The 11,951-nt window shown below is 36.9% G+C and carries 11 protein-coding genes; 9 read left to right on the top strand and 2 right to left on the bottom strand.

Translation table 11 applies throughout. The features are described from left to right. Position 1 precedes the first annotated feature (1 nt). From ACRD7B_RS07485 to ACRD7B_RS07475, 3 genes are all read left to right on the top strand, one after another. Entirely contained in the window at positions 2 to 1,453 is a 1,452-nt protein-coding gene (locus ACRD7B_RS07485) for a DUF6029 family protein (RefSeq protein ID WP_430823875.1), read from the top strand. A gap of 279 nt (positions 1,454 to 1,732) precedes the next feature. Then, a complete protein-coding gene (locus ACRD7B_RS07480) occupies positions 1,733 to 3,397 on the top strand; it encodes a DUF1800 domain-containing protein (RefSeq protein WP_430823874.1) in 1,665 nt (554 codons plus the stop codon). A gap of 18 nt (positions 3,398 to 3,415) precedes the next feature. After that, entirely contained in the window at positions 3,416 to 5,062 is a 1,647-nt protein-coding gene (locus tag ACRD7B_RS07475) for a DUF1501 domain-containing protein (RefSeq protein ID WP_430823873.1), read from the top strand. 24 nt (positions 5,063 to 5,086) lie between these two features. Here ACRD7B_RS07475 and ACRD7B_RS07470 read toward each other — a convergent pair whose 3' ends face one another. Beyond that, on the bottom strand, positions 5,087 to 5,773 hold the full coding sequence (locus ACRD7B_RS07470) for a hypothetical protein (RefSeq protein ID WP_430823872.1): 687 nt from the start codon (positions 5,771 to 5,773) through the stop codon (positions 5,087 to 5,089). A 105-nt stretch (positions 5,774 to 5,878) separates the two neighbouring features. Between ACRD7B_RS07470 and ACRD7B_RS07465 the strand changes: the two genes are divergently transcribed. The 3 genes from ACRD7B_RS07465 (at position 5,879) to ACRD7B_RS07455 (ending at position 8,347) form a co-directional block, all read left to right on the top strand. Continuing rightward, positions 5,879 to 6,307: a hypothetical protein gene (locus ACRD7B_RS07465; protein WP_430823871.1), complete on the top strand. Its 429-nt coding sequence runs from the start codon at positions 5,879 to 5,881 to the stop codon at positions 6,305 to 6,307. A 43-nt stretch (positions 6,308 to 6,350) separates the two neighbouring features. Beyond that, a complete protein-coding gene (locus tag ACRD7B_RS07460; RefSeq protein ID WP_430823870.1) occupies positions 6,351 to 7,214 on the top strand; it encodes an AraC family transcriptional regulator in 864 nt (287 codons plus the stop codon). A gap of 284 nt (positions 7,215 to 7,498) precedes the next feature. Beyond that, complete coding sequence (locus ACRD7B_RS07455; RefSeq protein WP_430823869.1) at positions 7,499 to 8,347, top strand: nuclear transport factor 2 family protein; 849 nt, start codon at positions 7,499 to 7,501, stop codon at positions 8,345 to 8,347. A 194-nt stretch (positions 8,348 to 8,541) separates the two neighbouring features. Here ACRD7B_RS07455 and ACRD7B_RS07450 read toward each other — a convergent pair whose 3' ends face one another. Beyond that, on the bottom strand, positions 8,542 to 9,099 hold the full coding sequence (locus ACRD7B_RS07450) for a GNAT family N-acetyltransferase (protein WP_430823868.1): 558 nt from the start codon (positions 9,097 to 9,099) through the stop codon (positions 8,542 to 8,544). 724 nt (positions 9,100 to 9,823) lie between these two features. Here ACRD7B_RS07450 and ACRD7B_RS07445 point away from each other — a divergent pair. The 3 genes from ACRD7B_RS07445 (at position 9,824) to ACRD7B_RS07435 (ending at position 11,814) form a co-directional block, all read left to right on the top strand. Further along, complete coding sequence (locus ACRD7B_RS07445) at positions 9,824 to 10,957, top strand: redoxin domain-containing protein (protein ID WP_430823867.1); 1,134 nt, start codon at positions 9,824 to 9,826, stop codon at positions 10,955 to 10,957. A gap of 325 nt (positions 10,958 to 11,282) precedes the next feature. Next, a complete protein-coding gene (locus tag ACRD7B_RS07440; RefSeq protein WP_430823866.1) occupies positions 11,283 to 11,522 on the top strand; it encodes a ribbon-helix-helix domain-containing protein in 240 nt (79 codons plus the stop codon). Beyond that, entirely contained in the window at positions 11,515 to 11,814 is a 300-nt protein-coding gene (locus tag ACRD7B_RS07435; RefSeq protein WP_430823865.1) for a type II toxin-antitoxin system RelE/ParE family toxin, read from the top strand. The genes ACRD7B_RS07440 and ACRD7B_RS07435 overlap by 8 nt, the downstream gene beginning before the upstream one ends. Positions 11,815 to 11,951 lie beyond the last annotated feature (137 nt).

Below are 11,951 nucleotides of genomic sequence, written 5' to 3'. Positions count from 1 at the left end.
CATGCGTCACGTTGTTCTATTTATTGTATTGATTATTTCGGTTTCAAAAATACAGGCTCAATTTTCTGGAACCAATTTGATGGAATATCAATATGGAAAATTACCAGATAGTGAGGATGAGAATTTTCATGCGCTTTATAATAAGCTAAGGCTTAATTATCGCTTCAAAGGCTTAAAGGTAAATGCAGGTGTGCAGTTTTATCAAACGCCTTACTCTGAACGTAATTATGTGGATGCCTCATGGCTTGGATTAAATTACAGGAAAAAGGGATGGGAGTTTAAGGCTGGTAATTTCAATGAAACTTTGGGGCGTGGTATCCTGCTTCGTTCATATGAAATACAGGGTGCTATTCTCGAAGATAAAGGTTACCGGAGTAAGCAGTATTTCTACCGTGATATATTGGGAGCTTCTGTAGGATTCAAAAATAAAAAGTTCAGTGTGAAAGCCTTGTGGGGTTATGCGCTCAATAATGTGTATCCTCCAACCGAGGAATGGGATAAACGTCGTTCTGATGAATTGGCAGCTTTCTATGGCGATTATACACTCTATAAGCAAACAATTGGCGCATCAGTTATCCGCATTAAAAATAGTTTGGAAGATAGTTATTACGGCATGGGTTCTATGTCAGGTCGCATATGGCCTTTTCTAAATTATTATTCGGCTTATGCAGTTTCGTTAAATGGCAAAGATGGTGGTTTTGATGCGCAAACCCATGCGATTTATGGTAGTTTAAATTTGGCCTTATCAAAGTTTGGTGTGAGTTTGGAGGTAAAGGATTATAACAATTTTTTGTTGGGGTCGGGCATAAATGAGCCACCTGCACTGATTCGCGAACATTCGTATCGGGTTTTGAATAGAAGTACCCATGTACTGCAGCCACAAAATGAGACTGGTTTTCAGGTTGAGGCTTTTTATCAACCATCTATTAATACTGTGCTTACATTAAATCATACCAGAGCTAATAACGATTTTGGAATCACATTTGATTATAAGGAGTGGTTTTTTGAACTGTCTACAATGGTTGGCGAACTAACCGAATTTAAAGGTTTTATGGATTATGCTGACGATCCATTTAAAGGTGAGATGAAACGTTATTCAGGCGGTGTAAATGTTGATAGAACAATAAAGAATGATTACGGTTTGAAATTAGAAGTGGAGTTGCAAACTTTTGATCGCGAAGGTAAAAGTACACAGAACTATGTGGGTGGTTTAACTTTTCGTTATAAGTCGAAACTATTTGTGAATGCATTATCGGAGTGGAGTAATGACGCTTTTGTGACGGACAGTAAGAAAATATGGTTGGGCAGCAATGTTCGCTATAAGTTGAATGGTAGAAATAACCTACAACTCTTTGCAGGTGAACGACGGGGTGGCCCGGCTTGTAGCGCAGGTATTTGTTATGAAGTGCTCGACTTTAAGGGCGTTGAGTTGAGGTGGACTTCCAGGTTTTGATGAAAATTTAGAATCAATTAGGGATTCATTATACTTATTGCCCTATTAGAATTGAAAGCAAAAGAGTAGATTTTTTTCATAGATTTGGGTTTAGGTTAGAGAGGCCAGTTCTGCAAACGTGTAGAGCTGGCTTTTTTGTTATTTACTAGAGTATCCCTTAGAAATATTTCAGTGTAACCAACTTTGTTGGAGTTTGTTCGTTTATTAAGTAATGCTATGCTTAATAAAATAAAAATGCATTAAGCACGTTTAAATACAAAACACCAAAACAACTATTTCATGGCTGCAAGCGACAAACTAGTGGGTACACTAGGTAGGGCTAATGCTTTACATCTATTAAGGCGGGCAACATTCGGATTTACCGATGCCGATGTCAAACGTTTTGCTGACTTCACGGTCGATCAGGCAATGACTGAATTATTCTCTCAACCATCAGAAATTGAACTCCCAATTGATTTGGCTACTGGCGAAACCTGGTTAAATTCATCGGCAACAGGTAGTAATAGCGAACAGAAAGACTTGACTGATTACTTTATTATTTGGCACCTTGAACAGATGCGAAAGTCGGGAACCAATGTCAGCGAGCGCTTGACTTATTTTTACCACACACATTTGCCTGTCAGTAAGGATATTGTTCAGTCATCTGAAATGCTGTATTACCAAAATGCCCTCTATCGCCAATTTGCCTTTGGTAGTTTTAAGGACTTGTTCAAGCACATTTGTATGGACAATGCCATGCTTATTTACTTGGATAACGCAACCAATGATGTGAGCAGTCCCAACGAAAATTTTGCGCGCGAAATGTTTGAGTTGTACTCCATAGGTCGTGGCCCACAAGTAACAGAAGGCGATTATACCAATTACACCGAAGATGATATTAAAGCAGCTACGCGTATTTTAACTGGTTACGCTGTTGATGATTCTTTTCAGACGATTAATGCGGATACAGGATTACCAACTGGTAAACTTAGAACAACACAGAGTGAAGGGCAAACGGTGGCTAATCGTCATGATGCCGGTGAGAAAGTATTTAGTGCACGTTTCGATAACGTAACTATTGCGCCTGATGAGTTAGTGGGTAATTATGCAACAGAAGCATCTACTCACAAGGAGTTTGATGATTTGATGGAGATGATTTTTGCCAAAGATGAAACGGCACGTTTCATTACTCGAAAGTTATACCGACACTTTGTATATTATAAAATTGATGCTACGGTTGAGAGTAATGTGATTGAACCTATTGCCACACAATTTAAAGCTGCCGATTACGACATGTCGGTTGTGGTGAAAGCTTTATTGAGTAGTGTGCATTTTTATGATGTGGATGATGCGGTGGTTGACAATAATGTACGTGGCTCGATCATTAAATCGCCCATTGAACTCATTATGGGAACACTTAATCTGTTTAATGTCACTTTTCCAAGTGACTTGACTGAGTTGTATGAAACGGTTTATAAAGACGGTATTTTTGATTTCATAGAGCGTCAGGGTTTGAATTTTTATAAGCCATTTGAAGTAGCAGGCTATCCGGCCTACCATCAGTATCCTATTTATAGTCGTAACTGGATTACACCGCATTCACTGGCTTACCGATATCAATTTGCCGAGTTGGTTTTAAATGGTGTTAATCGTCAAGGTGAGAATTTGGGTATTCGTATCGACGTGCTTGACTGGGTGGAAAATTCTGGGACGATAGGCGATCCGGCTAATGCCGAAACACTTGTAGATACCTTGCTGGAATTGTTATTGCCCTTCGAACTAGCGAATGAAAGGCGGAATTTCTTTTTAACCGATATTTTTCTGGATGGTTTATATACCAGTGCTTGGACTATGGAATGGAATAATTACTTGACTGAGCCAGCCCAGTATAAAACAACGGTGGAAGCTCGACTAAAGGTCTTGCTAAATGCCATCATGCAATCGCCAGAATATCAGTTGTACTAATTTAAGTAAATAGGAACGATGAAGAGAAGAAAATTTCTACAAAATATAGGGGCAGCAGGAGCAGGTAGTTTTGCATTGGCGGGTATACCGCTTCAGGTCATGGCGGCTAATTCGCCTTTGGCTAAAGCTGCTTTAAATGCAGATAATGATAAGGTTTTGATTTTTGTGCAACTGCATGGAGGTAACGATGGTTTAAATACCCTGGTGCCCATTGGTCAATACAACGAATATTATAATGCCCGTGCTAACATTGCCATTCCCGATCATGGGTCACGTGGTTTTATCAATGTAGATGAGTCTATACCTGAAAGCCGACAGGTAGGTTTGCATCCTGATATGATTCATTTCAAACAATTGTACGATCAGGATAAGGCAGTGGTAATTCAGAATGTGGGTTATCCACAAATGAATGGTTCACACTTCCGTGGGCGCGATTTGGTATTTATGGGCTTGGATGGCACAGAAGATGATGTTGATATTGCTTCGGGTTGGATGGGGCGATTTCTGGATATGGAGTATCCTAATTATCCAGATGCCTATCCTAATGATAACATGAAAGATCCGGTTGCCATTGAAATGGGGAGTGCAATGTCCATTGCTTTTCATCGTGAAGAAGGAATACCTATAGGCTTGAATGTGCAAAGTCCATCAGCATTCTATGATCTTATTAATGGCGTAGGAGTGGACGATGCGCAGTTGTATAAGCCAGATGGATATGCAGGTAGCGAATTGGAGTATTTATGGCAGTTCGAGGGCATGTCAAATGTGTATGCCGATCGATTAAAACAGGTGTATGACAATGGATCTAACTCAAGCATTGATTATCCCGAAGAATATCCTGCACCAACACCATCCAGATATAAGAAGAATCCCTTGTCAGGGCAATTACGCCTCATTGCTCGTCTGCTTAAAGGGGGCATTAAAACCCGAATTTTCATGTGTCGAATGGGTGGTTTTGATACGCATGGCGATCAGGTGGAATCCTACGACTCTACTTTAGGAACACATGCTGCTCTAATGTATCATTTGTCATCGGCCATTAAGGCGTTTCAAGATGATTTGGCAAGCCTCGAATTGGAAGATAAGGTATTAACCATGACTTTCACCGAATTTGGTCGTCGTGTGCACTCTAACAATAGTTATGGAACTGACCATGGTTCATCAACGCCTGTTTTTGTTTTCGGTAAAGCGGTGCAAGGAAAGGTGGTTGGCGATAATCCTGATTTAAACGATCTGGTACGTGGCAATATGAAACATCAGGTTGACTATCGCCAGATTTACACTTCGGTTATGATGGACTGGTTTGGTGCCAGCGATGAAGCGCTGGAAGTAGCACGATTTGATGGTTTTAAGCAGAATAAGATTGATATATTCGGATCTGACATTAGTGTGCCAGAACTGCAAGCTGGTAAGATTCAAGCCACGGCTTACCCTAATCCGGTTAGCGATGTCTTAAATATTGAGTTTAATTTACTAATGCCGGGTAGTGCTTCTATTTCCTTGTTTGACGCTTATGGTCGCGTGGTTTATCGAAAAAACATCAATGGATTACACTATGGTATTAATCGTCATCAGATTAATGTACAATCATTACCAAAGGGCCATTATTTATATTCTGTTAAAACAGATCAGTACGTAGAGAGTGGAAAATTAGTGGTGAGGTAAAATATACAATCAAGTTATATTGGCTTAGAAACCTATTTTCACTTTTGAATTCATCATTGGCATTGGTTTCGACTTTTTAAACTGGGTGTCAAACATTGTTTTAGATCCAAGGTCGGCCTCTATGTTTCTGTATTTAGCTCTTAAGCCATACCCTGCTTCACTCTGAATGAAGAGTGGATTCATGTGAGTTATTGGGTCTATTTTGTTGGGATTTTGTGAAAAGTTGGGCGACAAATATTGCCCATAAGCATATATACTTAGCCACGAAGTTAGAGGTTTTTCGATTCCGGCGTTTATGCTAAAATGTAGATCAGGACTATGTCCATTGTAAAGCGAACTTTGTTTAACAAGGCCGAAACCTAATTGTATTTTGTACGCATTAGTGGATATAAATTGAAAGTCATTTTTGTAATGCTCGTAACTTCCTAATCCAAGCATAACATTATGGATTCTACTTCTGGTATATTGAAATTGTTCATGAAACTGATCATTAGTTTCTAGAATGTTTAGTTGATACACTCCGCTTTTAGTAAAGGAGAATAAATCGTCCTTGATTAATTCTGGTTTTTGAAGAGCTAGTTTAGTTTTGGAGAAAGACTTTGTCTCATATTTGCTAAAGGTGGGCTTTGTAAGTTTGATTTTAATACCTTCCTGTGCATATAGATGGTAGGGAATTAATGCAATAATAAGTAAGAATAAATACTTGATCATACAAGAGTAGCTTATGGATGTATTCTGAAATGTATGAATAAATTAAGTAAGTCAAATGGTTAAATCTGTTTTTAACAACTATTCACTTTTTTCAAATCAATAAGGATGGCTTTAAATCTATTCCTTCCATTTGATCGTGTTGTAGCAAATGACGGACTAATGGATCTGGATCAGATGTTAGGTTCATTTACAGGAACACTAACGGTACAGGATTGCAGAAATGGTCAGGGAAGGGTATTTACTAATTACGAAGTTATATGTGAGCGTGTTCAGGATGATGCTACGGATGTTAATTATCAATTTGAACTAGATGGTCAACAATTTAATATTTGTAGCGAGATGCTTATTAAATTTGAAGACAAGGTATTTGTTAAAGGTATTGGCCGCCAAGCTGCCTATGGTGATCCAAAGTTTGACAGTGATTATCACTTGTATCATGCATGTCACAGTTTTGAGAATGGTATAATTGAGTTAACCTTTCGGCATAAGGATGATGGTTGCTTTTATTTTTATAAAGGTCAATTAATACCATAATGACTTTTAATTAAATGCTTGTTGTATTTTTGTAGGATCCACCATGCAAGAAACCATTAAGAAATACCAATTCCGTGAAGGACTGAAACTAGAGTTCGAGATTCTGGATTTAAATCAAACCTTCGAAGCTAAAAAGGAGATGATGGTTGTGCCTCATCGTGCACAATTTTACCATATACTTTGGATTGAAAAAGGAGAGGGGACACATTACATTGACTTTAATCCCGTCGGCATAGAAGATAATACACTTTTGTTTGTACCTCTTAATGCAGTTAATAAGTACGATGCCAATTGTACATATTTAGGGAAAGCGATTTTGTTTACCGATAGTTTCTTTTGTAAAAATAAGGAGGATCTTCAATTCTTGCATGCTAGTATTTTGTATAGCGATTTATATGGTGTTGCTAAAATCAAACTAGATCGTAAGTCATCTGATTTAAGGCTATTATTTGATGCCATGCAGAAGGAATATGGTAGAAAGTCGGATAGCGCACAATATGCAATCTTACACAATATGCTGCATATATTTCTTTTGCAAGCTGAGCGCGAGATGCGCCTTCAAGGATTTACGGAATTAAAGCCAAGTACAAACTTAGATTGCCTGGTTCTATTTAAAGACCTCTTGGAAGGAAGGTTTCGTGAAGAAAAATCGGTTAATAAATATGCGTCAGAACTGAGTATTTCGGAGAAACAATTAAACAAGGCTTGCACTTCCTTATTAGATAAGACCCCCAAGCAAATAATTGATGAGCGTATTGTTCTCGAAGCAAAACGCCTTTTGGTTCATGGTCATCAGTCCATCAAAGAGATAGCCTACGAATTGGGCTATGACGAACCCACCAATTTCATTAAATATTTTCGTAAGCATACTAATACTACACCTTGTGAATTCAGAGAGAATTATTAAATAACGAAGTAATAATTCAACTCTAGTGTTCTTTTTGTAATATTCATTTTTAGTGAATTATACTTGTGCTTATTCTTATCCCGAAGGGATTTAACAGCAATAGCTATGGGTGAAACCCATAGATAACATGCAATTTATAAATAGAACCCTATTGGGGTTCAACTTTTAACCCCAATATCACCTAATATTTACCATTGGCGTAAATGTATCATACAAGGGCGTAAATCTACCTTTATGCGCCTCTCCATATGCCACATCTTTGCATTGAATTTAAACACAAAGCAATGAGAAAATTATTCATTATTACAGTACTTACTATGGCTTCAATGGTATCATGCGAAGCTGAAAATAATCAGGCAACGATGGAAAAATCAAACAAACAAAAAGTAACAGAACTACTAAAAAGTATCGAAACAGGCGCTCAAGAGCCAGCCGCTTACATTAACCCGAATAAATACATTCAGCACAATCAAGGTGTAGCTGATGGTTTGGCTGGTTTTGGAGCTTTATTGCAACAATTACCTGCAGGAAGCGCTAAAGTAAATACGGTTCGTGTATTTGAGGATGGTGATTATGTAATAGCCCATACCGACTATAATTTCTTTGGTCCAAAAATTGGGATTGATATTTTCCGTTTCGAGGACGGTTTAATTGTTGAACATTGGGATAATCTGCAAGATAAAGTAACAGAAACAGCTTCGGGAAGAACGCAAATTGATGGTCCAAGGGAGGTAAAAGACATAGAGCTTACAAATGAAAATAAAACCTTAGTTCAGAATTTGTTGAACGATGTGTTTTTTGGAGCTAACCCGAATAAAATCACTGATTATATTTCGACTGAACAATACCATCAGCACAACCCTGGGGTGAAAGATGGTTTAGCTGGTTTGGGTGAAGCACTGGCTTCATTAGCTGAGGCAGGTATGCCAATGGTTTATGAAAAGAACCATGTCATTTTTGGAGAAGGTAATTTCGTAGTCGCCGTATCAGAAGGTATTTTTATGAAAGAGAAAGTCGCTTTCTATGATCTCTTCAGAATGGAAGATGGTAAAGTTGTTGAGCATTGGGATACTATTCAAAAGATTCTTCCGGAGTCGGAAGCTCAAAACGCAAATGGGAAATTTAATTTCTAAAGAATAAGCTAAAGCAAACCTTTAGTATAGACGATCTCTATCATTTAGTTGATAGAGATCGGTTTGTTCTATACTCTTCTAATGTATCCTTATAAAAACAGCTCTGCCAAATCAAAGACTTGGCGGAGCTGCTAAAACACTTATACCAATTGTATATTTAATTGCGCTTTAAGCCATTTGAATAATACTCGGCATTATTCTCTCCAATGTTCTTCTTTGTTCAATTTGTCACAACAAATAACATTGCCTTTGTCCATTATAAATCCTTTGGGGTTTAATGATTGAACCATCCAGGCATTTGAATATTCAGAAGGAATTGGGAAAGGTGCAGAAAATCCAAGTTTTTTGGCATCAGGAATAAATCCAAACTTTGGGTAATAGTCCATGTGACCTAATACAAAAACCATTTCTGTTCCACGTTCCGCTAATATTCGCAAGCCTTCTTTAATCAATAGCCCTCCAATTCCTTGCTTCTGATATTCAGGAATAACAGCCAAAGGAGCCAATATGTGCATTAGTGGTTGCTTAATATCCATTTCATCTATATATACTCTGGTAAATAAAATGTGTCCGATAGCTTGCTTTCCATTAAGAGCAAGCAGAGAGAGAATGGGTTTAGCAGTATTGTCTTTCAATAAATCTGCTGTCAATTGCGCTTCCTTAACATAGCCAAAAGCACGTTCTTCAACTATCATAATGTCATTAAAGTCGTCACTCTTAGTCTCTCTGATTTGAATATTTGTTTTTTTCATGATCTTACTATTTAATAGTATACCGTAGTAAAACAGCATACCTAGCTAACTTTCGCTTAAGTAATAAACAAAAGTGTTTTTAATAAAAAATTACATTGAAAATAGATACCATTCTGAATTACCTTATGGTAATCAGAGTAATACCCTAATAGGAGAGTTCGACAGGTGTCACATTTTAATTCCTCTCTGAACAAAGGGAATTAATTGCACTTAAACAACCTGTCTGTTATACCGAATACTTATATGTATTTCTATTCATAAGCCACAAATATAAATTTTTTTTATTAATGATGTAAAAATGTGGGAGTTTTTCTATGGAGTGGATACTGAAGGCACAGGAGCGGAGTAAAGCATTCTCGATTATGAGCTAAGAGGAGGTGCTCGCTTAAGCGGAAACATTTGCCAAAGATGTAGATTCCTCCCATACACATCATATTTAAACTCAGATTGCGCGCTCCAAAGCAAAATCAATGCCTGTAGCTTTGTCAAGCAGATATAATCACTAAAAATAGCCTTGTTGTGGAAACTTAGAATGATTCTAATCTATTATAGTTTATTGGAAATATATTTTGATTAGTATAGGTTTGTTAGAGGCAATGCGAATTGCTTAAAATGTAAGCGGAAGCTCATGTGAAAATAATAAGATGATGTAGGAGGGGGGGGAGTACTCCGTCTATCGACTAGTTGTAGCCCATTTCAAACCACATTGCAAAAAACAAATAAAATGAGAAATATATTTATACTATTAATGTTATCGCTTCTGAATTTTACCAGTGTAATCGGACAGAGCGAAAAGCAATATTACTTTGAATTGAATGGAACAATAAACGCAGATACCGGAACAATCAAGCTTTTCTTCTTTTCGGAATATGTATCCAATGATTTAATGGAATTGGAAGCTCCAATAGAGAATAATAAATTCTCGTTCTCTGGATATATAACCGAACCACAGGGTGTATCTATATTTCTCGACAATCGATTTAGTTCTTCAAATTTCATCCTTGATAAAGGCACACAATCGATTACGCTGGTTACTGATTCATCAAGAAAAGTACCCAATGTTGATAATCGAATAATGACTACTGACTATCCCAAATACAAAGAATACTTTGAAGAATTAAGAACGAAGTGGGACAAATTTAAAGGGAAGAGCGATAGCTTGCACGTTCATTATAACTATAACATACCAAATACAATCAACCTGAATCTAAAAAAAGAGTATGACTCTCTATGTATTGAAGATAACGAAATGTTACTGAAGTATTGTGAAAAACATCCTAATTCCTTTTTTGCATTTTGGCGACTTGTACATCTCTTAAGCTGGGGGTATGAACCAATTTATGACTCAATTTATAATGCTTTATCTGAGGAAATAAAAGGAGGATATGCAGGAACTATTGTTTGCAAGAAGCTAAACGATGGTAAACAACTTACAGTTGGAGAGGAATTTCCGTTGTTGAAATGTAAAGGTTTAAATAATGAACCATTTAATTTAGATGTTTTTAATAAGAACTCGCTGACATTAGTTGATTTTTGGTTTAGTCGCTGTCAGCCCTGCCGAGCACAGTTTAACAAATTAAGGAATTTGTATCAGCAATATAGGACACGCGGGTTTGAGATAGTTGGTATATCAATAGACAAAGATTCTAATAGAAAGGACTTGATAGATGTAATTAAAAAAGATAAACTTGTTTGGAAACAATATTGGGATATTAATGGAAGAGAAACCAAACAACTTTCTATAACTGCTTTTCCAACAAACTTTTTAATTGATAGTAAAGGGGTAATAATTGCAAAAAATATTTCGATGGATGAATTAGAGGTAACTTTAAACAAAAGCTTGCAACAGGAGAGATAAAAAACGGGCTACAACACGCTTCAATAGCGCATTTCGGGATTCGCAGTGCTTTGTAAGCACTTAGCTCTGGCGAACAGCGCCAAATCTTTGATTTATGAACAGCGAGTCATTATTATTATTATTATTATTATGGTGTTCATGATTTCTAATTGGCTTAAGAAATGAAAAGTTAAAAACAAATACAAAGCTTTGACTCCGCTTAATTTGGAAAGTTAGTAAGGTTAAATCGCCTTACAACACCAGGCGATAGGTCGTTGGCAAAAATACACTTGCTTTTGGTTCGAATTTGGTGTAATTTTACATCACTTCATAAAACAAAATTATTATGCCAAGACAAAGTATTTCTTTTTCGAAACCAAACGATGAATGGTTAAAGAATCAAGTAGATAGCGAAGAGTATTCTAGTAAAAGCGAACTTGTTAATGACTTAATTAGACAAGCTAGAAAACAGCAGATACAAGTTGATTGGCTTAGAGCGAAACTAGATAAAGCTGAAACAAGCGGCTTCACAAAAGACACTAAAGAAGAGATTTTAAGACAATCAAAGTCGTTGCTTAATGGCTAATTATAAATTAAGCAAATCAGCTAAAGAAGACTTGATTCGAATTCATCATTTTGGTGTTGAAAAATTCGGAATGATTCAAGCCGACAAATACTTCGAGACCTTTTTTGATTACTTTGATATTATTGCAAAAAGACCATTTTCATTTGAATCAGTTGATTACATAAAAAAAGGTTACAGACGCTGTGTTTGTGGTTCTGACAGTATATACTACAAAATTAATAGTGGAATTGTCGAGATAATGGCAATCGTCGGAATGCAAGACTTGAGTAATATAACAATCTCCAACAAATAAGAAAACTATATTCTGCAATAAAGTACTATTCCAACAATTAGCCTTCAATAAAACAAACTGCAATAAAGCGTAAAGGATACAGTGCATTTTGGGACGATTCGTCACTTGGGCAACCAGCGTATTTATTGCGTAGCAAG

Source organism: Carboxylicivirga fragile, from assembly GCF_050589805.1.
In the GTDB taxonomy this organism is placed as follows: domain Bacteria; phylum Bacteroidota; class Bacteroidia; order Bacteroidales; family Marinilabiliaceae; genus Carboxylicivirga; species Carboxylicivirga fragile.
This window is presented reverse-complemented; position numbering and strand designations above follow the sequence as displayed.

Excerpts from the sequence above, each read along its gene's own strand:
- ACRD7B_RS07485 (WP_430823875.1), top strand. The coding sequence starts at position 2 with ATGCGTCACGTTGTTCTATTTATTGTATTGATTATTTCGGTTTCAAAA.
- ACRD7B_RS07480 (WP_430823874.1), top strand. The coding sequence starts at position 1,733 with ATGGCTGCAAGCGACAAACTAGTGGGTACACTAGGTAGGGCTAATGCT.
- ACRD7B_RS07475 (WP_430823873.1), top strand. The coding sequence starts at position 3,416 with ATGAAGAGAAGAAAATTTCTACAAAATATAGGGGCAGCAGGAGCAGGT.
- ACRD7B_RS07470 (WP_430823872.1), bottom strand. The coding sequence starts at position 5,773 with ATGATCAAGTATTTATTCTTACTTATTATTGCATTAATTCCCTACCAT.
- ACRD7B_RS07465 (WP_430823871.1), top strand. The coding sequence starts at position 5,879 with ATGGCTTTAAATCTATTCCTTCCATTTGATCGTGTTGTAGCAAATGAC.
- ACRD7B_RS07460 (WP_430823870.1), top strand. The coding sequence starts at position 6,351 with ATGCAAGAAACCATTAAGAAATACCAATTCCGTGAAGGACTGAAACTA.
- ACRD7B_RS07455 (WP_430823869.1), top strand. The coding sequence starts at position 7,499 with ATGAGAAAATTATTCATTATTACAGTACTTACTATGGCTTCAATGGTA.
- ACRD7B_RS07450 (WP_430823868.1), bottom strand. The coding sequence starts at position 9,099 with ATGAAAAAAACAAATATTCAAATCAGAGAGACTAAGAGTGACGACTTT.
- ACRD7B_RS07445 (WP_430823867.1), top strand. The coding sequence starts at position 9,824 with ATGAGAAATATATTTATACTATTAATGTTATCGCTTCTGAATTTTACC.
- ACRD7B_RS07440 (WP_430823866.1), top strand. The coding sequence starts at position 11,283 with ATGCCAAGACAAAGTATTTCTTTTTCGAAACCAAACGATGAATGGTTA.
- ACRD7B_RS07435 (WP_430823865.1), top strand. The coding sequence starts at position 11,515 with ATGGCTAATTATAAATTAAGCAAATCAGCTAAAGAAGACTTGATTCGA.